22 protein-coding genes are annotated in these 21408 nt (G+C 71.8%); 13 read left to right on the forward strand and 9 right to left on the reverse strand.

All coding sequences use genetic code 11. From position 1 onward, the window contains the following. The first annotated feature begins 1 nt into the window (after position 1). From HZ992_RS13020 to HZ992_RS13045, 6 genes are read left to right on the forward strand one after another with little or no spacing between them, the layout of a single operon-like run. Positions 2 to 1372, forward strand: a complete 1371-nt coding sequence (locus HZ992_RS13020) for an O-antigen ligase family protein (RefSeq protein ID WP_209382279.1) — start codon at positions 2 to 4, stop codon at positions 1370 to 1372. After that, positions 1369 to 2514 (forward strand): acyltransferase family protein, encoded by a 1146-nt coding sequence (locus HZ992_RS13025; RefSeq protein WP_209382280.1) that lies wholly within the window; start codon positions 1369 to 1371, stop codon positions 2512 to 2514. Before HZ992_RS13020 ends, HZ992_RS13025 begins: the two co-directional genes overlap by 4 nt. A 58-nt stretch (positions 2515 to 2572) precedes the next feature. Then, the gene (locus HZ992_RS13030) at positions 2573 to 4012 is read left to right on the forward strand and encodes a haloacid dehalogenase-like hydrolase (protein ID WP_209382281.1); all 1440 of its coding nucleotides are present in this window, start codon (positions 2573 to 2575) and stop codon (positions 4010 to 4012) included. After that, a complete protein-coding gene (locus HZ992_RS13035) occupies positions 4009 to 4929 on the forward strand; it encodes a glycosyltransferase family 2 protein (RefSeq protein ID WP_209382282.1) in 921 nt (306 codons plus the stop codon). Before HZ992_RS13030 ends, HZ992_RS13035 begins: the two co-directional genes overlap by 4 nt. Further along, positions 4926 to 6110, forward strand: a complete 1185-nt coding sequence (locus tag HZ992_RS13040; RefSeq protein WP_209382283.1) for a glycosyltransferase family 2 protein — start codon at positions 4926 to 4928, stop codon at positions 6108 to 6110. The genes HZ992_RS13035 and HZ992_RS13040 overlap by 4 nt, the downstream gene beginning before the upstream one ends. Beyond that, positions 6107 to 7393 (forward strand): polysaccharide biosynthesis protein, encoded by a 1287-nt coding sequence (locus HZ992_RS13045; RefSeq protein ID WP_209382284.1) that lies wholly within the window; start codon positions 6107 to 6109, stop codon positions 7391 to 7393. Before HZ992_RS13040 ends, HZ992_RS13045 begins: the two co-directional genes overlap by 4 nt. On the opposite strand, the gene HZ992_RS13050 is transcribed toward HZ992_RS13045, so the two are convergent. The 4 genes from HZ992_RS13050 to HZ992_RS13065 are packed head-to-tail and all read right to left on the reverse strand — an operon-like array spanning position 7352 to position 9620. Further along, a complete protein-coding gene (locus tag HZ992_RS13050; protein ID WP_209382285.1) occupies positions 7352 to 8686 on the reverse strand; it encodes a GNAT family N-acetyltransferase in 1335 nt (444 codons plus the stop codon). The two genes, HZ992_RS13045 and HZ992_RS13050, sit on opposite strands and share 42 nt — an antisense overlap. 16 nt (positions 8687 to 8702) lie before the next feature. Further along, complete coding sequence (locus HZ992_RS13055; RefSeq protein WP_209382286.1) at positions 8703 to 8942, reverse strand: hypothetical protein; 240 nt, start codon at positions 8940 to 8942, stop codon at positions 8703 to 8705. A 2-nt stretch (positions 8943 to 8944) separates the two neighbouring features. After that, positions 8945 to 9388, reverse strand: coding sequence for a BON domain-containing protein (locus HZ992_RS13060; protein WP_209382287.1), 444 nt, complete (start codon positions 9386 to 9388; stop codon positions 8945 to 8947). Between the two features lie 13 nt (positions 9389 to 9401). After that, a complete protein-coding gene (locus tag HZ992_RS13065) occupies positions 9402 to 9620 on the reverse strand; it encodes a YMGG-like glycine zipper-containing protein (RefSeq protein WP_209382288.1) in 219 nt (72 codons plus the stop codon). Positions 9621 to 9786: 166 nt separating this feature from the next. Between HZ992_RS13065 and HZ992_RS13070 the strand changes: the two genes are divergently transcribed. From HZ992_RS13070 to HZ992_RS13100, 7 genes are all read left to right on the forward strand, one after another. Beyond that, positions 9787 to 10098, forward strand: coding sequence for a hypothetical protein (locus HZ992_RS13070; protein WP_209382289.1), 312 nt, complete (start codon positions 9787 to 9789; stop codon positions 10096 to 10098). A 60-nt stretch (positions 10099 to 10158) separates the two neighbouring features. Further along, positions 10159 to 11613 carry an efflux transporter outer membrane subunit gene (locus HZ992_RS13075; protein ID WP_245213006.1) on the forward strand — a complete coding sequence of 485 codons (1455 nt, stop codon included), beginning with the start codon at positions 10159 to 10161 and terminating at the stop codon, positions 11611 to 11613. After that, the gene (locus tag HZ992_RS13080) at positions 11610 to 12977 is read left to right on the forward strand and encodes an efflux RND transporter periplasmic adaptor subunit (protein WP_209382290.1); all 1368 of its coding nucleotides are present in this window, start codon (positions 11610 to 11612) and stop codon (positions 12975 to 12977) included. The genes HZ992_RS13075 and HZ992_RS13080 overlap by 4 nt, the downstream gene beginning before the upstream one ends. Further along, complete coding sequence (locus HZ992_RS13085) at positions 12974 to 13714, forward strand: ABC transporter ATP-binding protein (RefSeq protein ID WP_209382291.1); 741 nt, start codon at positions 12974 to 12976, stop codon at positions 13712 to 13714. Before HZ992_RS13080 ends, HZ992_RS13085 begins: the two co-directional genes overlap by 4 nt. Further along, on the forward strand, positions 13714 to 14946 hold the full coding sequence (locus HZ992_RS13090) for an ABC transporter permease (RefSeq protein ID WP_209382292.1): 1233 nt from the start codon (positions 13714 to 13716) through the stop codon (positions 14944 to 14946). Before HZ992_RS13085 ends, HZ992_RS13090 begins: the two co-directional genes overlap by 1 nt. Before the next feature lie 103 nt (positions 14947 to 15049). Beyond that, complete coding sequence (locus HZ992_RS13095; protein WP_209382293.1) at positions 15050 to 15379, forward strand: BON domain-containing protein; 330 nt, start codon at positions 15050 to 15052, stop codon at positions 15377 to 15379. A 47-nt stretch (positions 15380 to 15426) separates the two neighbouring features. Then, entirely contained in the window at positions 15427 to 15828 is a 402-nt protein-coding gene (locus tag HZ992_RS13100) for a ribosomal subunit interface protein (protein WP_209382294.1), read from the forward strand. On the opposite strand, the gene HZ992_RS13105 is transcribed toward HZ992_RS13100, so the two are convergent. From HZ992_RS13105 to HZ992_RS13125, 5 genes are all read right to left on the reverse strand, one after another. After that, the gene (locus HZ992_RS13105; RefSeq protein WP_209382295.1) at positions 15798 to 17237 is read right to left on the reverse strand and encodes an AsmA family protein; all 1440 of its coding nucleotides are present in this window, start codon (positions 17235 to 17237) and stop codon (positions 15798 to 15800) included. The genes HZ992_RS13100 and HZ992_RS13105 overlap by 31 nt on opposite strands. Before the next feature lie 27 nt (positions 17238 to 17264). Continuing rightward, the gene (locus tag HZ992_RS13110) at positions 17265 to 17930 is read right to left on the reverse strand and encodes an ABC-type transport auxiliary lipoprotein family protein (RefSeq protein WP_209382296.1); all 666 of its coding nucleotides are present in this window, start codon (positions 17928 to 17930) and stop codon (positions 17265 to 17267) included. After that, a complete protein-coding gene (locus HZ992_RS13115) occupies positions 17927 to 18859 on the reverse strand; it encodes an MlaD family protein (protein WP_209382297.1) in 933 nt (310 codons plus the stop codon). Before HZ992_RS13115 ends, HZ992_RS13110 begins: the two co-directional genes overlap by 4 nt. Continuing rightward, entirely contained in the window at positions 18856 to 19677 is an 822-nt protein-coding gene (locus HZ992_RS13120; protein ID WP_209382298.1) for an ABC transporter ATP-binding protein, read from the reverse strand. The genes HZ992_RS13115 and HZ992_RS13120 overlap by 4 nt, the downstream gene beginning before the upstream one ends. A gap of 344 nt (positions 19678 to 20021) precedes the next feature. Next, positions 20022 to 21176, reverse strand: a complete 1155-nt coding sequence (locus HZ992_RS13125; RefSeq protein ID WP_209382299.1) for an MlaE family ABC transporter permease — start codon at positions 21174 to 21176, stop codon at positions 20022 to 20024. Positions 21177 to 21408 lie beyond the last annotated feature (232 nt).

Raw genomic sequence — 21408 nt, forward strand, 5'->3', positions numbered from 1 at the left:
CATGATCTCCGCGCCGTCGCATCCGGGCACTCCTGCCTGGGCGATCGACGATCGCCATTCGACCGCGCTGGCGGCGATGGTGTGGGTGCTCATCGTGCTGATGATCGTGCCCGAGGGACTCGACTACGCGGGCCTGGCCGGCGCCGGCGCCCCCTCCGCCGCGGGGGCGGTGAGCCGTGCGCTGTGGCTGGCGTTGCTGGGCACCTCGGCGCTGGTGATCGCCTGGCGCGCCGGCCTGGCCTGGCTGCTGGCCGGCACGCTCAACCCCTTCCTGCTGATCCTGGTGGCGCTGGCGCTGGCCAGCCTGGCCTGGTCGATCGACGCCTCGCTGAGCGCACGGCGCCTGGCCCGCATGGTCACCATCGTCGGCACCGGCATCGCCTTCGTGCTGATGGCCTGGCATGCGCGGCGGCTGCAGGAGGTGGTGCGCCCCGTGCTCACGCTGATGCTGCTGGGCTCGCTGGTCTTCGGGATCCTGTTTCCCGCGCTGGCCATCCACCAGGAGGTCGCCGCCGAGTTGCAAGGCGCGTGGCGCGGGCTGGCGAACCACAAGAACGGCCTGGGCGCACTGGCCTGCTTCGGGGTGATCTTCTGGTGCCACGGCTGGCTCAGCGGCGAAGTGCGCACGCCGGCGGCGCTGTTCGGTGTCGGTGTCTCGGCGGCCTGCCTCGTGCTGTCGCGCAGCTCCACCTCGATGGCCGCCACGGTGTTCGTGGTGCTCTTCATGGCCGCCGCACTGCGTGGGCCGGTCGCGCTGCGCCGCTGGCTGCCCACCGGCGTGGTGCTGCTGACGGCGCTGCTGCTGCTCTATGCGCTGGCCATCCTCGGCCTGATCCCCGGGCTGGGCACGCTGCTGGCCTCGCTGGCCGGCCTCACCGGCAAGGACACCACGCTCACCGGCCGCACCGAGATCTGGTGGATCCTGGCCGAGCACATCGAGCTGCGGCCCTTCTTCGGCTCGGGCTACGCCGCCTACTGGACGGCCGGGCCGATGCTGGGCACCGAGTCGCACGAGTTCGTGCGTCGCATGCAGGGCTTCTACCCGGGCTCGGCACACAACGGCTACCTGGAGATCGTCAACGACCTGGGCTGGGTGGGCCTGGCGGCGCTGCTCGGCTACGCGGCGATGCACGTGCGCCAGTCGCTGCAACTGCTGCGCCCGGAGCGATCGCAGGCCGTGCTCTATATCGCGCTCTTCTTCCAGCAGGCGATCACCAACCTGTCGGAGTCGCACTGGTTCAGCGTGCTCAGCGTGGACTTCGTGATCATGACGCTGGCCAGCACGGCGCTGGCACGCAGCCTGCTCGAGCACCGGCTGCGCGGCGCGTTCGGCGATCCGGTCCCACAGGCATGGCGGGCGGGCACCGCATGAGCACGACGGGCAAGGACACGCCGAACAGCGGCGACGCACCGGCCACGATTCCCGGCCTGGACGGCATCCGCGCGCTGGCCGTGGCGCTGGTGTTCTTCGCGCACAGCGGCCTCGAGAGTGTCATCCCCGGCGGGCTGGGCGTGACGGTCTTCTTCGTGCTCAGCGGCTTCCTGATCACCACGCTGATGCGCCAGGAGCACGCACGCACCGGCCGGCTCGACTTCCGCGGCTTCTACCTGCGCCGGCTGCTGCGGCTGATGCCGCCGCTGGTGGTCGTGATCATGATCGCCGCCGCGCTCGCCGCACTCGGCGTGATCGACGGCGCCTTCACGCCGGGCGGCTTCGCCGCAGCCTTGTTCTACCTCGGCAACTACTTCGTCATCGCGCAGGATTTCCACGGCCTGCCCGCGGGGCTCGGCGTGATCTGGTCGCTGGCCATCGAGGAGCACTTCTACCTCTTCTACCCGCCGCTGGCCCTGCTGCTGCTGCGCGCGCGCAGCACCGGCGGCGGGGCGCTGGTGCTGGCCGGGCTTTGCGTGGCAGTGCTCGCCTGGCGGATCTGGCTGGTGCGCCAGGGCATGTCGGTCGAGTACCTGACGATGGCCACCGACACGCGCGTCGATGCGATCCTGGTCGGCTGCCTGCTCGCGCTGTGGCGCAACCCCTGGCTGGCGCCGCAGCCCATGCACAGCGCGCCGGGCCGGGTGCTGCGCGAGCGTGTGGTCGTCGGGCTGTGCCTGGCCACGCTGCTGCTCACCTTCGTCTGGCGCGACGAGGCCTTTCGCCAGACGGCGCGCTACACGCTGCAGAGCCTGGCGATCGCCGGGCTGCTGCATGCCGCCGTGGCACGTGCCGGCAGCCGGGCGTGGCGCTGGCTCAATGCGCGGCCGCTGGTCTACCTCGGTTCGATCTCGTACACGGTGTACCTGTCGCACCACGTCATCCTGCTCGGGCTGGCCAAGCATGCGCCGCAGTGGGGCTGGCTCGGCCTGACCGTGGGCGGCGCGCTGCTCACGCTGGCCGTGGCCGAGCCGATGCGCCGCTGGGTCGAGGCGCCTTGCGCCGCGCTGCGCCGCCGCCTGCACCGCGAGCGGCTGGCGCGCCAGGCACCGCCGGCCCTGCATCTGGTGGGTACGCCATGAGCGCGCCGGGCCGCTCCCAAGCGCTCATCCCGGAGCGCGCAGCGCGGAGGGTGGTCCAGTGAGCCTGGCCTACGTGGCCACTCGCCACGACGTCTCGCCCGAGGCGGCGCTCGGCGCCATCCTCGACCATCGCGGCCCGATCCTGCTCGACCTCGACGAGACGCTGTACCTGCGCAACTCGACCGAGGACTTCATCGACTCGGCGCGCCCGCGCCTGCCGGCGCTGCTGCTGATGCGCGCGCTCGATCTCGTCAAGCCGTGGCGCTGGACGGGCGGCGAGCCGACGCGCGACGTCTGGCGCGTGCGGGTGGTGTCGGCCTGCTTCCCGTGGACGGCTCGGCACTGGCGGCAACGCGTGGCCGACCTCGCCCGCGGCTTCACCAACCTGCGCCTGATGGAGGCGCTGCGCGCACCGGGCACCACCACCATCATCACCACCGTCGGCTTCCACCCGATCGTGGTGCCGCTGGTGGCGGCGCTGGGGCTGCCGCAGGCGCGCATCGTCGCGGCGCGGCTGTGGACCTTCACCGACCGCCGCGACGGCAAGCTGCAGATGGCGAAGGGTGCGCTCGGCGACGAGACGATCCGCAGCGCGCTGGTGCTGACCGATTCGGCGCAGGACCTTGCGCTGCTCGACGCCTGCGCGCGGCCGCTGCGCGCGGTGTGGCCGGAGGCGCGCTTTCGCCACGCGCTGAGCAGCGTCTACCTGCCCGGCCAGTACCTCTCGCAGGTCAAGCGCCCGGGCGAGCGCTACATCGTTCGCGGCATCCTGCAGGAGGACTTCGCCTTCTGGGTGCTCGCCTCCGTCGGCCTGGCTGCGGTGCCGCTGGCCCACGTGATCGGGCTGCTGTTCCTGCTGCTATCGTTCTGGGCCATCTACGAACGCGGCTATGTCGACAACGACCTCGTCGCCGCGCGCCACGAGCTCGAGCCCAAGCTGAGCGAAGCCTTCGCCAGCGCGCCGGTGGCCACGCCGCGCTGGCCGCCCTGGCTGTGGGCCCTGGCCAGCGGTGCCATCGCGATCGTCGCGCTGCGCTGGCCGAGCGCGCCGATGCCGGCGGACTTCGCGGCCTGGGCCGCAGTGCTGGTCGGCACGCATTTCTGGTTCGCCCTCTACAACCGCCTCGACAAGGGCACGCGGGTGTGGATGTTCGCCGGCTTGCAGTTCGCGCGCGGCGCCGCCTTCGTGGCGCTGGTGCCGATCGCGCCGATCGGTGCTGCGGCGCTGGGCGCGCACGTGCTCGCCAAGTGGGTGCCGTACCACGCCTACCGGCTGGGCGGCAAGGCCTGGCCCGATGCGCCGCTGCACCTGATCCGCCTGATGTTCTTCATCGTGCTGGCGCTGCTGCTCGGCTTCGCGCAGGGCCTGGCCACGCTGGCCAGCTTCACCGCGCTCGCGCTGCTGGCCTGGAACCTCTACCGCGCGCGGCAGGAACTCGCCGCCGCGCTGTCTGCCGCCCACCGGATCGATCGCCAACGCAAGGAGCCACCGCCATGAGGATCAGCGTGTGCATCGCCACCTACCGCCGCCCCGACCGGCTCGATTCGCTGCTCGAAGACCTGGCCTGGCAGCGCAAGATCCCGGTCGAGGTGATCGTGGTGGACAACGATGCCGCCGGCAGCGCCCGCGCGGTGGTCGAACGCCAGCGCGCGTCGAACCTGCCCTTCGAGCTGCGCTACGAGGTGCAGCCGGTGCAGAACATCTCGCTGACGCGCAACCGCACCGTGGCGCTGGCCAGCGGCGACTGGCTCGCCTTCATCGACGACGACGAGCGCGCGCCGACCGACTGGCTGCGCCAGCTCTCGCATTGCGCCGCTCGCCACCCGGCCGACGGCGTGCTCGGCCCGGTGGTGCCGGTGGTGCCCGACAAGGCGCCGGCGTGGATCCGCCGTGGCGCCTTCTACGACTGGGCGCGCCTGCCCACCGGCTCGGAGGTGCCGCCCAACCGGCTGCGTTTCGGCAACGTGCTGCTGCGCGCCGCGGCGCTCCATGCGGTGCCCGGCCCCTTCGACCCCGCCTACGGCCGCACCGGCGGCGAAGACGGCGACCTGCTGACCCGCCTGGTGCAGCGCGGCGCGCGCGTGCTGTGGTGCGACGAGGCCATCGTGCACGAGCCGGTCGAGCCTTCGCGCCTGTCGCTGCGCTGGCTGATGCTGCGCGCGCTGCGCGGCGGGCAGGATTTCGCACGCCATCGGCAGAACGGCCGCTACGGACCGCTCGGTGCGCTGGGCCGCGTGGCCTTCGTGCTGCGCGCGCTGCTGCAGGCGCTGCTCTCCGCCGCGCTGTCGTTGCTGAGCTGGCCGCTGGGCCTGCACCATGCCGTGCACTGGCTGCTCAAGCTGGCGGCCAACGTGGGCAAGGTGTCGGTGTTCCTCGGCTGGCACTACCGCGAGTACGGCGGCCAGGCCACATGACGACCGCCCTGCACCTGCTTCTCTTCGCCATCGCCCTGCCGGCGATCGCGGCCTGCCTGTACCTGCTCGCCTTCACGCTGCTCTCGCAGCGGCCCGGGCCGGGCCCGCGCTCGTCGCGCCGCCTGCGTTTCGACGTCATCGTGCCAGCGCACGACGAGGCCGCCATCATCGCCGGCGTCGTCGCCAGCCTGCGCCGGCTCGACTGGCCGGCCGACGGCTTTCGCATCCTGGTGGTGGCCGACAACTGCAGCGATGCCACCGCAGCGCTGGCGCGCGCCGCTGGCGCGCAGGTGCTCGAGCGCCACGACGCCGTGAACCGCGGCAAGGGCTACGCACTGCAGTTCGCCTTCGAGGCGAGCCGGCGCGACGAATGGGCCTACGCGGTGGTCGTCGTCGACGCGGACAGCGAGGTCTCGCCCAACCTGCTGGAAGCCTTCGCGGGCCGCATCGAGTCCGGCGCGAAGGCGCTGCAGGCGCACTACGGCGTGCTCAACGCGCAGGCCCACTGGCGCACGCGGCTGATGGCGATCGCCATGGCCTGCTTCCACCGCGTCCGCTCGCGGGCCCGCGAGCGGCTGAAGCTCTCGTGCGGGCTGCGCGGCAACGGCTGGTGCGTCACGCACCGGCTGCTGCGCGAAGTGCCCTACCGCGCCTTCTCGCTCGCCGAAGACGTCGAGTACGGCATCACGCTGGGCCTGGCCGGCCACCGCGTGCACAACGTCGACGAGGCCTGCGTCGACGCGCTGATGGTCACCGGCGAGGCGGCCGCGACCACGCAGCGCCAGCGCTGGGAAGACGGCCGCCACCAGCTCGTGCGCTCGCGCCTGTGGCCGCTGCTGAAAGCCTCCGGCGGCATCGACGGTGCGGTCTGCTTCGACCTGCTGCTCGACCTGCTGATGCCGCCACTGTCCTACGTCGTGATGAACGTGGCGCTGTTGCTCCTGCTCTCCGGCCTGGCGTGGATCTGGCTGCCCTCGGCCGCGCTCTGGGTCGGCATCGCGCTGGCCTGCATCTTCAGCCTGCTGCTGTACGTGCTGCGCGGCTGGCAGCTCAGCGACGTGGGCCTGCGCGGCCTGCTCGACCTGCTGCACGCGCCGTTCTTCGTGATCTGGAAGCTGATGCTGATGCTGCGCGCCCACGACTCGATGCAGTGGGTGCGCACGCGGCGGGAGGAGCCTTGAAGGGGCGCGTCGACCACCGGCAGCGCCGCCTCGCCTTCGCGCGGCTGTTCAGCAGCGCGGTGCTCAGCCAGGCGCTGCTGTCCGCTGCGAGCTTCGCGATCGGGCTGATGCTGATCCGCCGCACCAGCGACCTGCAGTACGGCCACTACATCCTCGCCGCCAGCGCGATCGCGCTGCTGGTGTCGCTGCAGAACGCCTTCTGCGGCCCGGTGCTGGCCGCGCGCCTGGGCCGGCTCGACCTGGCCGGTCGCGCCCGGCTGGTCGGCGCGCTGCTGCGCGAACGGCAGGCCGTGGTCGTCGGTGCCGGCCTGGCCGTGATCGCCGCGGCGCTGGCCTGGCGTGCCACCGGTGCGCAGGACGGCCGCGGCACCGCCTTGCTGCTGGCCGGCGTGGCGGCGTCGCTGGCCATCCTGCACCGCGAGTGCCTGCGCCTGGTGCTGTTCGCACACCGCCGGCCGCAGGACGTGCTGCGCACCGACCTGCTCTACGTGGTGCTGATGCTCGCCGGCGTGTTCGCCGCGACGCGCACGGGCGAGGCCGCGGTCTTCGCCGTCGCCGCGCTCGGCCTGGCCGCGCTGGCCAGCAGCGCGCTGCTGTCGCGCGCGCTGCGCCGCCACGAACCCTGGGCGCAGACCGCGGCGCCCGGACTGCTGCGTGCCGTGGCGCCGCTGGCCGGCTGGTCCACCGCCGGCGCGGCGATGCACTGGACCTTCAGCCAGGGTTACGTCTACCTCGTCGCCGCCACGCTCGACGTGACGGCCGTGGCCGCCATCGCCGCCACCCGGCTGCTGCTGATGCCGGTGAACCTGCTGTCCACCGGCATCGGCTCGCTGATGCTGCCGCTGGCCACCGGCTGGCTGGACCGGCACGGGGCTGCGCTGCTGCGGCGGCGCCTGGCGCTCTTCGCCGCGGGCATGGCCGCGGCCACGGCGGTCTACTTCGCCGTGCTGTGGCTGGAGCGCGAGTGGGTCTTCGCGGTGCTGCTGCGCAAGCAGTTCGCGCAGCGCGACAGCCTGCTGCTGCTGTGGGGCGTGCTGTTCCTCGTGATGGTGGTGCGCGACCAGTTCGCCTACCTGATCGCGGCGCAGCAGCGCTTCCGGGCGCTGACGCTGCTGACCATGGCCAGCGCCGGCGTCTCGCTCGTGACCAGTTACGCCGGCATGCGGCAGTTCGGCGCGCCGGGGGCGCTGGGCGGCATGCTGGTGGGCGAGCTGATCAGCCTGGGCGGCATCCTGCTGCTGTCACGGCAGCCGCGCCGGCATGGCCTGGCCTGGGCTGCCTGAGCCCGCGCGTGCGCGGCCCAGCGGCAAGATGGCCGCGAGCTGCGCCTTGCCCAGGTGCACGCCGTGGCCGCCGCGCACCGCGCCGATCAGCGAGGCCATGCGCTCGCGTTGACGCGCATCGAAGGCAGGTGGGGGCGGCAGCGCGTCGGCCACGGCGCGCCGGGACGGGTTGAACATCGGCAGCGCGGCCGCGGCGGCTTGCGGCATCAGCCGACGCTTGAGATCGCCGAAACGGCGACGCCAGTACAGCGGGGTACCGGTGCGGTAGATCTGCGCCACGTGCAGCGGTGTGGCCTCGGCCAGCCAGCGCACCTTGAAGTAGCCGAAGCCCGACAGCAGGTTGAAGAAGCCGAAGCCGCCCTCGATGGCCTGGCGCATGCCCAGCAGCAACATGGTGGAGCCGGGCCCGAGCCGGTTCAGCCGGTCGTCGTAGACGATGTGCAGCGCATACAGGCCGCGCTCGAACGCGCCGCTGATCAGCCCGGCCACGGGCACGCCGTCCATCAGCAAGAGGTGGATGCTGATCTGCATCGGCTGCCGCGCCTCGAGCAGGCTGCGGAAGTAGGCGATGCGCTGCGGGTGCCGGCCGATGTCGGCGTCGGCCTGAGCCTTCCAGCTGCGCGGCTCGATGCCGAGGTAGAGCTCGAGCAGCGCCGGCGTGTCGGCCGGGTCCGACGACGACAGCAGCTCGACCTCGCCGGCATCGAACAGCCCGTTGAGCTGCCGCCCCAGGTTGCCGCGGAACTTCTTCGACATCGCCTTCACGTAGCCCGACAGGCTGTCCCAGCGGACCGGGATGGTGCAGTTCTCCAGGCTGGGCCACTGGCGAACCAGGTAGCCGCCCAGGTCGACGCCCGCGGGCGGCGGGAACAGCGTGGAACATTCGCCCTGCTGTGCCAGCTCGAGGAAGCTCCACTCGCTGCGGCGCGAGAGCACGTGGGCGTAGAAGGCCTGGCTGACCGCCAGTTCGTCGTCGGGGCGAGCCACCAGGTGCGGCCGGTCGGTGTCGTGCGTGACGAGGAAGCCGAGCGTCGCGCTGCGAAAGCCCATCACGCGGGTCTCGACCCGCTTGAGGGCCAGGTAGCCGACCAGCCGCTCGTCGCGGAATGCGCAGAGGAACCACAGGCTCATGCCCCGCCCCGACGGATGGTGCTCGTCGTGGCGAAGGTAGGTCTGCAGGTAGGAGAAGGTGGAAAAGGGATCCGGCCGCGCCGACAGGCGGTTCAGCGCATCGATGTCGTGGCGCAGCGGCGCCGCCTGGCTGAGCGAGTCGTAGCAGCGGACGGTGATCAAGCGCCCGCCCGCGGCCTCAGGCGCGAGGGCCGCCAGTGGCTTGCATGGCCGGCTCGGCCTCGCCGTCCGCTGGCGCTGCGACGGCCTGCGCCAGGCGCGCGTAATGGTGTGCCAGGCGCAACTCGTGATGCCGGTTCACGCCGCGCGCTGCATCCAGCGTCTGGGCACCGAGCTGCAGCACCGGCGGCCGCGTGCCGGCGGCGGCCTCGTCGGTGTCGCCACCCGAATTCCGGGGCCGAGCGTCGAAGTTCTCCATGCTCAGCGCACCACGGTGACCTGGTTGTCGACCGCCACCACGCCCTGCACGGCCGCGGCCATCTGCGAGGCTCGATCTCGCGCCGCGGCATCGGGCAGCATGCCGCGCAGCGACACGCGGCCGTAGCGGGTCTCCACGCTCAGATCGGCGGGCTTGAGCTCCACGTCGGTCGACAGGCTGGACTTGACGGCCGCGGTGATCGTCGTGTCGTTCACCGCGGCGGCTGCGGCATGCACCGCCTCGGTGGTGGCCTTCTTCGCGTCGGCCAGGGCCTTGTCGGCGTCGGCCTTGGCGGCATCGACCTTGTCATCGGCCTGGGCGATCGCGGCATCGACTTTCTGGCCGGTGGTCCGGTCGTCGTCGCGGCGGTCGCAGCCGCCGAGCGCGCCCGCCAGCAACAGCATGCCGATCACGGCTGGGCTGCGGTGAAGCTTGTAGGGGGTCATGTGATGGCTCCTCTTACTTCTTCTTCGGGTCGACCTGGTTGCCGATCACGCCGCCGACGGCCGCGCCGCCGACGGTGCCGGCAGTGCTGCCCCCGGTGAGGATGGCGCCTGCAGCGCCGCCGATCACCGCGCCGGTGGCGGTGTTCTGGTCGCGGGCGGACATGTTGCCGCAGGCGGCGAGCGAGACGGCCAGTGCGGCCGTGGCGGAGAGGGTGATCCAACGAGTGTTCATGAGGGCTCCAGGGTGTCTTGGTGGCGCAGGCCCGAGAGGCCCGTCGCTTCGAAGTTCCTTGTAGACCTCGCACGTCGATTCGTCTGTGCGCGAGCGCACATGCATGCCTGTGTGCTGCGGCGCACAGACCCCATGCCACGTGCAGGCGCACGCTCTGCCCCCGACCATGCCGCACCTTGCGCTGCCCCCTGCCTACCGCCTCGGCCACGCGCTGCGGCCGTCGACCGCGCGCGACGCGCGCCGGCTGGCCCTGATCCTGGCCGGCGTGGCCGCCATGGTGGTGCTCGGCCTGCTGGCGCTGTTCCAGAGCGTCGTGCGCGAGTCGGTGCACCAGGCCCAGCTGCGTCACGAGGCCACTGCGCGCCATTCGGCTGCCACCTGGCGTTGCACCGGCCAGCGCAGCCTGCGCCTGCGCGACCTGTGTCTGGCAGAGCTGAACGCGCCGCCACCCCAGGTGACGCTGCTCACCCCGCCCTGACCCCTCCGCTCGGTACGCTGCCGTACCGACGCAAAAGACCTGCTCGCGCATGCTGAGCCGGTGACTGCTCTTCCTCACCTTGATTCCCGCGCTGCAGCCGCGTCGCTGAGCCTGCTGCTCCTGCTCGGCGCCTGTACGTCGGCACCGCAACGCGCCGAGCCGCCCGGCCCCTTCGACGTGCCGATCGCCTGGTCGGCCACCGAGCCCGCCGCGGTCGGCGCGGACGCCTCGCTGCGGCATTGGTGGCAGCGCTTTCGCGATCCACTGCTCGAACAGCTCGTCGACGAAGCCCTGCACGCCAACACCAGCGTGACCACGGCGCAGGCGGCCTTGCGGCAATCGCGCGCGCTGCGCGACCAGGCCGCGGCAGCGCTGTGGCCCACGCTGGGCAGCTCGGCCTCGGCGCAGCGCGCCTGGTCGGGCGGAGACAGCACCGGCAACAGCCTGCGCGCCGGCCTCGATGCCGGCTGGAACCTCGACCTGTTCGGCGCCAACCGCAGCGCACTCGATGCCGGCGAGTACAACGCCTCTGCCAGCGCGGCCAGCCTGGGCAACGTGCAGGTCGGCGTCGCCGCCGAGGTGGCGCTGAGCTACATCACGCTGCGGGCCGCACAGGCCCGGCTGGCCATCGCCGACGACAACCTGGCGATCCAGCTCGAGACGCTGCAGATCACGCAGTGGCGCGAGCAGGCCGGGCTGGTCACCACGCTCGAATCCGAACAGGCGCGCGGCTCGGCCGAGCAGACCCGCGCGCAGCGCCCTGGCCTGCAGACTGCCATCGCGCAGGCCGGCCATGCGATCGCCGTGCTCACCGGCCAGCCGCCGGCCGCGCTGGATGCACGGCTGGCCGCGGTGGTGCCGGTGCCGCAGCCCGCCGGCACGCTCGCCCTGGCCATCCCGGCCGAAACGCTGCGCCAGCGCCCCGACGTGCGCGCCGCCGAACACCGCGTCAGCGCCGCCTGGGCGCGTGTCGACCAGGCCCAGGCGCAGCGGCTGCCCAACTTCCGCCTCAGCGGCACGCTCGGCCTGAGCGCGGCCACGCTGGGCGCGCTGGGCAACGGCAGCGCGGTGATCGGCTCGCTGCTGGCCGGCGTATCGCTGCCGCTGTTCGACGGCGGTGCCGCCAGCGCGCAGGTCGATGCCCAGCAGGCCGCGCTCGAGCAGGCGCGCGCGGACTACAGCGCTGCCGTGCTCGGTGCGCTGAAGGAGGTCGAGGATGCGCTGGCCGCCCTGCGCGGCGATCGCGAGCGGTTGGCGCGCCTGCAGACCGCGGCCGAGGCGGCATCGAACGCCTCCGAGCTCGCCCGCCAGCGCTTCGGCAGCGGCCTCACCGACTTCCAGACCGTGCTCGACACGCAGCGCACGCGGCTGAGCACGCAGGACGGCGTGGCCACCGCCAGCGCCGACGTCAGTGCCGACCACGTGCGCCTGTTCAAGGCGCTGGGCGGCGGCTGGCGCGACGACGACCACCGCGCAGCCGCTGCGGAGCCCGCCTCGAGCACCCCGACCCCATGAACACACCCCTTCCCCCCGACGCACTCAAGCCGACCGCGCCACCCGCAACGCCCGCTCCCTCCGGCCGCCCGGCCACCGAAGCCGCCGAGGCCGACCTGAGCACGCTGCTGGCCGAGCCGGACCACGTCGCCTGGTACCGGCGGCCGCTGGTCTGGGCGCTGGCGGCGGCGCTGCTGCTCGCGGGCGGCGGGTTCTGGTGGTGGTGGTCGAACCGCGCCGCGAACGCCGCACCGAGCTACAGCACGCAGCCGGCGGCGCGCGGCAACCTCACGCTCACCGTCACCGCCAACGGCACCATCCAGCCGACCCGCACGATCAACATCGGCAGCGAGCTGTCGGGCACGGTGCTGAAGGTCAACGTCGACGTGAACGACCGCATCAAGAAGGGCCAGGTGCTGGTGGTGCTCGACACCGCCAAGCTGGGCGACCAGATCCTGCGCTCGAAGGCCGCACTCGCGGCGGCCACGGCCAAGGTCGAGCAGACCGGCGCCACCATCCAGGAGGCACGCGCCACGCTGGGCCGGCTCGAGGAGGTGTCGCGCCTGTCCGGCGGCAAGGTGCCGTCGAAGTCCGAGCTCGACAGCGGCCGCGCCACGCTGGCCCGTGCGCTGGCCGACGCGACCAGCGCGCGCGCCGGCGTCGCCGACGCGAAGGCGGCGCTGTCCACCGACCAGATCAACCTGTCGAAGGCCTCCATCGCGGCGCCCGCCGACGGCGTGGTGCTGACGCGCGCGGTCGACCCCGGCAACGCGGTGGCCGCCTCGCTGCAGGCGGTGACGCTGTTCACCGTCGCCGAGGACCTGGCCAAGCTGCGCCTGTGGGTCTACGTCGACGAGGCCGACGTCGGCTCGGTGAAGGTCGGGCAGGATGCCACCTTCACCGTCAGCGCCTACCTGAGCCGGCCCTTCCCGGCGCGCATCACGCGCGTGGGCTTCGGCTCGACGATCACCGACAACGTCGTCACCTACCTCACCTACCTCGACGTCGACAACGCCGACCTCAGCCTGCGCCCGGGCATGACGGCCACCGCCACCATCGTCGCGACCCAGCGCACCGACGTGCTGCTGGTGCCCAACACGGCGCTGCGCTTCACGCCGACCGCCGCGGGTGCCGCGGCGGCGCCGAAGAGCGGCGTGCTCTCCAGCCTGACGCCGCGCATGCCGGGCAACCGCACGCGCCGCACGGCCGCCGAAGGCGCCAGCACCGCCACCGCCAAGCGCGTGTGGGTGCTGCGCGACGGCGCGCCGGTGGCGGTATCGGTGACGCCGGGCATCAGCGACGGGCGCATGACCGAGATCACCGGCGGCGAGCTGCAAGTCGGCATGCTGGTGATCACCGACCAGAAGACGGCCGCCGCGAAATGAGCGCCCCGCTGATCCAGCTGCGCGGCATCACCAAGCGCTACGGCAGCGGCGTGGCCGAGCTGATGGCCCTCAAGGGCATCGACCTGGACATCCAGGCCGGCGAATTCGTCGCCATCATGGGGCCCAGCGGCTCGGGCAAGTCCACCGCGATGAACATCCTCGGCTGCCTGGACACGCCCACCGCCGGACAGTACCTGTTCAAGGGCGCGCACGTCGAAGCGCTGGCGCGCGACCAGCGCGCTCGGCTGCGCCGGCGCTACCTCGGCTTCGTGTTCCAGGGTTTCAACCTGCTCGCGCGCACCTCGGCTCAGGAGAACGTCGAGCTGCCGCTGCTCTACCGCGGCGACAGCGCCGAGGTGCGCCGTGCCGCCGCCGCCAAGGCGCTGCAGTCGGTCGGCCTGGGCGGCTGGGAGAAGCACACGCCGGCCGAGCTCTCCGGCGGCCAGCAGCAGCGCGTGGCGATCGCGCGCGCCATCGCCACCGAGCCGGCCGTGGTGCTCGCCGACGAGCCCACCGGCAACCTCGACACGCAGCGCAGCCACGAGATCATGGGCCTGCTGATGGCGCTGAACAAGGACCACGGCATCACCGTGCTGATGGTCACCCACGAGCCCGACATGGCCGCCTACGCGCGGCGCATGGTGCACTTCATCGACGGCCGCATCGCCAAGGACGAGGTGAATCCGAACCCGACCCTGGCCGCCCCGGCCGCACTGACCGAAGCCGCGAGCGTCTGATGCTGTTCAGCGTCTTCATGCTCGCCCTGCGATCGATCCAGCGCAACCTGCTGCGCTCCTTCCTGACCATCCTGGGCATCGTGATCGGCGTCAGCGCGGTGATCACCATGGTCACGCTGGGCAACGGCGCCACGCAGGCGATCCAGACGCAGATCACCAGCCTGGGCACCAACCTGCTGATGGTGATGCCCGGCCAGCGCCAGCCCGGCGGCGGCGGGGGTGGTGGTGGCGGCGTGCCGCAGTTCACCGAGGAGGATGCGAAGGCCATCCAGGCGCAGATCGGCGGCGTGGCCGCGGTGGCGCCACAGGGGCGCGCTGCCGTCACCGTGGTGGCCAACGGCCGCAACTGGGCGACCACGGTCACCGGCAGCACCAACGAATGGTTCGAGACCGGCAACTGGAAGCTCGCTGCCGGCCGCATCTTCGAGCCCGACGAGCAGCTCGGCGGCGCCGCGGTGTGCGTGATCGGCGAGACGGTGCGCCGCGAGATCTTCGGCGGCAGCGTCGGCCAGACCGGTCTGGGCGAGCAGCTGCGCGTCAAGCAATTCTCCTGCGACGTGATCGGCATCCTCGCCGCCAAGGGCCAGGGCGGCATGGGCGACCAGGACGATACGGTGGTCGTGCCGCTGCACACGCTGCAGCGCCGCGTCACCGGCAACCGCAAGGTGGCGCAGCTGTCGGTGTCGATGCAGGACGGCGCCGACAGCGCGCCGCTGAAGGCCAGCCTGCGCCAGCTGATGCGCGAGCGGCGCAAGCTCGGCGACATGGACAACGGCGGCAGCGAAGACAACTTCAACATCTTCGACACGCAGCAACTCGCCGAGACGCTGTCGAGCACGATGGGCGTGCTGACCACCCTGCTCGGCGCCGTGGCCGCGGTGAGCCTGCTGGTGGGCGGCATCGGCATCATGAACATCATGCTGGTCAGCGTCACCGAGCGAACGCGCGAGATCGGCCTGCGCCTGGCCATCGGCGCGCTCGAGGGCGAGGTGCTGCTGCAGTTCTTGATCGAGGCCGTGGTGCTCTCGGCATTGGGCGGCGTGGTGGGCATCCTCATCGCCACCGCGGCGTCGTGGGGGGGATCGCGGCTGATGGACGTGCCCTACGCCTTCGACCCGACGATCAACCTGCTCTCGCTGCTGTTCTCGGCCGGCATCGGCGTGGTGTTCGGCTTCTTCCCGGCGCGCCGCGCCGCGCGCATGGACCCGATCGAGGCCTTGCGCCACGAGTAGCGCCCGAGGCCCGGCAAGGGGCCAAAGCGAGGCAGCGAACAGACGGCCGGCGGCCCGCGGCGCATGCTCGAACCATCGCCATTCAACCCGGGATCGAGACACCATGAAGAGCACTTTCGCCACCCTCGGCATCGTTGTCGGCGCGTTGCTGGCGCCCTGCCTGGCCCACGCCGAGGAGTCGGACGCGGACCGCAAGAACCCGGGTGCCTACGTCAAGGACTCGGTCATCACCACCAAGGTCAAGACCAAGCTCGCGGCCGAGAAGCTGCGCACGCTGGCCAACGTGCATGTCGACACCGACAACAAGGGCATGGTCGTGCTCAGCGGCACCGTCCGTGCGCAGGAAACCGCCGACAAGGCCGTCGAGATCGCCCGTGCCACCGAAGGTGTGACCTCGGTCAAGAGCACCATCGTCGTCAAGAAGGACGATTGAACTCCGGCCGCCGGGTTCTCCCGGCGGTGCTTCCCACGAAGGACACCATGCAAATCCTGCTTCAGACCGGCCCGAACATCGAGGGCGGACAGCGCATGTCCGAGCACTTCCAGACCGTCGTGAGCGACGCGATGGGCCGCTTCGGCGAGCGCGTGCTGCGCGTCGAGGGGCACTTGTCCGACACCGACGGCCGCGCCAGGCTCGGCGTCGACAGCATCCAGTGCCTGCTGGAAGCCCGACTGATCGACCTGGAACCGGTGGTGGTGACCGAAATCGGTCCCAACGCGCACCAGGCCATCGACGGCGCGGTGCGCAAGCTCAAACGAGCCGCCGGCGCCGCCATCGGCAAACACGACCCACGCCGCCACCAGGCCCGCAGCGATGCCGGCCTGCCCAGTGACACCGACACCGACGCCGATCAGCCCGGTGCCGCCACTGCGCCGCTGTAGAACGGCTCGCACTGGCGGCCGGTCAGCGCGTCGGCGCCCTTCTTCAGCAGGCGCAGCGCCGGCCCGGTGAGCGCCTCGATGGCGTTGGGCTTGCTCACCGACGGCGCGCTGAAGCTGCCGCGGATCTCCTGCTTGACGATGGCACAGCCCTTCAGGTCGACCAGCGCCACCGTCACCGCGTCGAAACGCTCGTTGACGAAGTCCAGCCCGCCGTGCAGGGCGATGCGGTTGGCCTTCGTCGCCATCGCCACGTCCTGGGCGTGCGCCACGCCGCGCTCGACCTTCCAGTCCGACACCAGCGTGCGGATCTCGCTCGTGCCGCCGTTGCCCTGGGCGAGCTGGGCGAAGTCGTAGCCCTTGGTGACCAGCAGCCCGACTGGCCCGGCGAAGAACACCGCGCCCACGTCGACCAGGCTGAAGGTCTGGCTGGCCTCGAAGCGCTCGAACGAGCGGTCGAGGTCGCTGCCGTAGAAGGTCAGCCCCTTGCCGCGCAGCGAGACGCGGCCAGCCATCGCCTGCTTCAGCTCGGCCAGCGTGGTGCCGTGCGTGGTCAGCGTGGCGCTGAAGTCCATGCGGCCGCCGGCGAGCTTCTTCAGCTGCATCGTGCTGAAGAACTCCTCGACGGGAAACTGCGTGAGCGTGTAGGCGATCTGGTACGAGGCCACGGCGCCGGTGAAGTCGGCGCGGATGCTGCCCTGGCCCGGCGTGCCGAGCAGCCGCGTGGACAGGGGCTTGAGCTCGACGATGCCGTGCTTCGCATCGGCCGAGAATTTCACGTCGTGCAGCGTATGGCCGTCCTTGCGGATCTGCGCGCAGTCGAACTCGGCGGTGAAGGTGACTTCGCGAAGGAAGTCCGCACGCCGACCGCCGGCACGCTGGAGGCGGTGCACTTCGCCCTTGCAGTCGCGCGCCTCGAAGCCCTTGCCGTGGCGCTTGTCGACGAAGTCGATCGAGCCGGCCGACAGCGACACGTCGGGCCAGTCCTGCACCGGTGCGTCGGCCGCGGCGTCTTCCGCCGCCGGCGCCTGCGGCTCGAAATCGAAGCGGCCGTCGTGCTCGCGCGCCACCGTGATGAGCGGCTGCGTCAGCACGATCTTCTGGATGCGCAGCGTGTCGCCGAACAGCGAGCTCAGGTCGATGCCGATCTTCGCCTGCCGCGCGGACGCGAGCTCCTTGCCCCCCCGGCGCACGTGCACGTCGTCGAGCGTGAGCTGCAAGCCGGGGAAGATGTCGATCGCCGGGCGCCCGGCGATGCTCAACTCCAGGCCCAGCGCCTGCGAGGCGATGCGCTCCAGGCGCGACTTGTAGACGTCGGTGTCGGCGAGCAGCACCAGCGCCGCCGCGAGCAGCAGCAACAGGCCCAGCACGGCGCCGAGGCCGATGAGCGCGAAGCGGGGCAGTCTGGGCATCGGGCGGCTCCGTTCTGACGGTGATTCTCAGGGCTGTGCGCGCCAGCCGCGCGCAGCGTCGGCGCAGAACTGCGCCAGCGCCTGCAGCTGCCGCTGCACGACGCGGTGCGCGGCCGCCACGCCGCCATAGGCGTCCTCGCTGGCCGATGGCTCGCTGGCGTCGAACTCGCGCACCGCGATGACTCGGCGCGTGGCCACCTCGATCAGCGTGGCGCGCAAGGTCAGGCGCACGCGGCTCGGCGTGCTCGTGAAGTCGTGCTGCAGCCGCACGAGGGTGGTGTCCAGGCGCAGGTCGCCGAGCGCCGGGCCGGGCGAGCCGACCACCGCTGCGAACGCAGCCTGCCGCTCCAGCGCCGCCACCAGCAGCGGCGCGAGCATGCGGGCCGGCGTGTCGACCCATTCGGACTGCGCGAAATGCTCTGCCTGCTGCGCGCGGCGCAGATAGACGATGCGGCGGGTGTCGAAACCTGCGGCCGCGTGGGTCGCGCCGACGACCAGCGTAGGCGCCGAGGCGGCCGGCGCCACGGCGGCAGCGGCCGCAACGGCCGCACTGGCCGGTGCCGACGCGTCGAGGGCATAGAACGACGTCGGCGCGCCAGGCTTGGGCAGCAGCGTGCTGCAAGCGCCGAACGCGAGCGCCAGCAAGGCCGGCATGAGCCGGCCGCAGCGGCGGACGAGGTGCTCGAGTGTCATGGCGCAGGTGCCCCGGCTTCGCCCGGACCGGGGGCATCCGGGCTGCGGCCGAACAGCAGGCTGGACGGATGGCGCTCGGTCTGTTCGGTGAGCCGGCGCAGCGAGACCGACAGGTCGTTGAGCTCGCCCAGCAGGCGCTGCAGTTCGGGCAGCGTGTCGGCGCTGGCGCGCTGCAGCGCGGCACCTGCGCGCGCGACGGACTGCCCCGCCTGTGCGCTGGCCGAAGCGGCCTCGCGCCCCATCGTCTCGACCGCGTCGGCGCCGCGGCCGACGCGCTCGATCACCGGGCCGACCTGCGCCATCGCCTGCGCGCTGCGGTCGAAGGTGCGCGCCGCGGCGGCGATGCCGGCGTCCAGCGTGTCCTTGCGCTGCGCGAGCGTGTGCGACACCGCCGCCAGGTCCTGAAGGGTGCTGGCGAAGGCACGCCGGTTCTCGTCGCTGAGCACGGCGTCGATGTTGCTCGAGGTGCGATCGAGCTTGATCAGCACCGTCGTCAGCACGTTCTCCAGCCGGGCGCTCAGCGAGGGCTTGGTGCGGATCTCCGGGTACTCGCCTGCCACGCTGGCCAGCAGCGGCGGCGATCCGGGCGCGCCACCGCTGAGCTCGACGTAGGCGATGCCGGTCAGCCCCTGCGTCTTCAGCACGGCCAGCGTGTCCTGCTTGATCGGCGTGCCGCGCTCGATGGCGAAGATCAGGCGCACGCGCTGCGGGTTGGCGGGGTCGAGGCGGATGTCCTGCACCTTGCCGACATCGACGCCGTTGAACTTCACCGGCGCGTTCAGGTTCAGCCCGGCCACCGATTCGTCGAGGATGGCCTGGTACAGGTCGACCTTCTGGCGCAGCGCGCCGCCCGCGGCGATCCACAGCGCGATCGCGATCAGCAAGGCGCCCAGGCCGATGACGAAGGCACCGACCAGCGTGTAGTTCACCTTGGTTTCGATGTCGCCTCCTCGCGGTGAAGGCCGTGGCCGTCCTGCTGCGCCGCCCGCCCGCGCGGGCCGTCGAAGAACTGGCGCACGGCGGGCACGTCGAGCTTCGACAGCTCGTCCATCGAGCCCAGGCCCTGCACCTGCGCATCGGCCAGCACGGCGACGCGGTCGGCCACCTGCCACAGCAGGTCGAGGTCGTGGGTGATCATCACGATGGTCAGCCCGAACACGTCGCGCAGGCGCAGCACCAGCGCATCGACCCCGCCGGCGCTGACCGGGTCGAGCCCGGCGGTGGGCTCGTCGAGGAAGAGCAGCGGCGGGTCGAGGGCGAGCGCGCGGGCCAGCGAGGCGCGCTTGAGCATGCCGCCGCTGAGTTCGGCCGGGTACTGCGCACCGACCTCGGGCGCCAGGCCCACCAGCGACAGCTTCCAGGCCGCGAGTTCGTCGATCAGCGCATCGGCCAGGCCGGTGTGCTCGCGCAGCGGCAGGCCGATGTTCTCCGTCACGGTGAGCGAGCCGAACAGGCCGCCGTGCTGGAACACCACGCCCCAGCGTTGCCGCATCGCCAGCGCCTGCGCCGGCGTGAGCGTGGCCAGGTCCTCGCCAAGCACGCGCACGGTGCCGGCGTCGGGCGAATGCAGCAGGATCATCTCGCGCAGCAGCGTCGACTTGCCCGAGCCGCTGCCGCCGATCAGGGCGAAGATCTCGGCGCGGCGCACCTGCAGGTCCAGCCCGTCATGGACGACGTGCGAGCCGAAGCGCGTCGTCACCTTGTCGAGTTCGATGACGATTTCCTGAGGTGCCGTGGTGGCGGTCATTTCACTGGCTCCAGCGTGCGTCGCGGCAGGCGCTGCCTGGACCGCATGCCACCGCTGGTTCAGCAAAGGCGCGCCCGGGCAGGCGAAGGCGCGCCTCTGAGGTGCCGAGAAGCGCAGGGCTCGTGGCCGCGCGCGCAGCGCGCATCGTCTTCTGACTCGTCGACGCTGTCCGAACGCAGCGACCGCAGGGAGCGAAGTGAGTTCGGCGACGGGGCCACGAGACCGAGCATCGCAGGGGAGTCGGCGCAACGCGCCGACCGCCGAGGCGAAGCGCCGTAGCCTGCCCGGGCGGGCCTTTGCCTCGCCAGCCAGAACCTGCAAAGGGAAAGCGGACAGACTTCATTTCAGAGGTCCAGCACGCTGAACGCGACCGAGAACAAGGCGTCGGCCACGATGACGAGAAAGATCGACTGCACCACGCTGCGCGTCGTCTGCCGCCCGACGCTGTCGGCGCCGCCCCGGGTGCGAAAGCCCTGGAAGCAGCCGATCACCACGATGATGAGCGCGAACACCGGCGCCTTGGCCAGGCCGACGCCATAGGTCGACGGCTCCACCGCCTTGACCAGGCGATCGAGGAACTCCACGTAGCCCACGCCGAGCTGCGAGCGTGCCATCAGCATGCCGCCGAACACGCCCGCCACGTCGGCGAACACCGTCAGCAGCGGCAGCGCCACGGCCAGGGCCACCAGCTTGGGCAGCGCCAGCATCTCCATCGGTTCGATGCCCAGCGTGCGCATCGCGTCGATCTCCTCGGTCACGGCCATGGTGCCGATCTGCGCCGCGTAGGCCGAGCCCGATCGGCCGGCGATGATGATGGCGGTGATCAATGGCGCGAACTCGCGCAGCATCGACACGCCGACCAGATCGGCCACGAAGATGTTGGCGCCGTACTGGCGCAGCTGCGGCGCACCCTGGTAGGCGACGACGACGCCGAGCAGGAAGGACAGCAGCGCGACGATGGGCAGCGCGTCGACGCCGGCGCTGCGGATGTTGAACAGGATCGGCCGCCAGCGCCAGCGCCGCGGCTGCAGCACGCAGGTGGCGAAGGCCACGGCCAGCTCGCCGACGAAGGCGAGCAGCGCCAGGCCCTCCTCCAGCACGGGTGCGACACGGCGCCCCAGTCGTTCGAGCGCCTTCGGGGCCGGCGCGGCGCCGGCTTCGGCCCTCGGAGCACCCTGCCGGGCCGGCTGCGCGACGACGTCGAGCAGTTTCGCGAACGGCGGACTCAGGCCCAGCAGCGTGACGACGCCGCCACCTTCGCGCAGACGCCGCAACAGGCGCAGCAACAGCCAGGCGCCGGCGCTGTCGAGCGCGTCGATGCGCTGGCCATCCACCACGGCAGCACCTGCGGCAGGCCGCTGCAGCGCATCGAGCCGGCCTTCGATGCCGCCCAGCTTCAGCACGCTCCACGACCCCGACAACTCGATCCGTGGCGGCTCCGCGGCACTCGACGTTGCCGGCAAGGACACATCGGCGTGATCGTTCGGTGCAGGTTTCATGGCTGGAAGCCACCGTAGCCCGCGCCGTGCCGGCGGTCTGTGCGATAGCGGACAGAAGAAGTGATCGCCGCCAGCCATCCGGGCAAACCCTCGCGCGCTCTGTTCGATAGGCAACAGACGGCCGGCAGGAAGGGGGGGATCCTCATCCTCTGTTCGGGCCTACCGCATCGGCGCTTGCAGTACCCCGACCCAGAACTCGCATCCAATGACTGTCATCAAGCCGATCCCCCGA

It is taken from the genome of Rhizobacter sp. AJA081-3, assembly GCF_017795745.1.
Lineage (GTDB): Bacteria > Pseudomonadota > Gammaproteobacteria > Burkholderiales > Burkholderiaceae_C > Piscinibacter.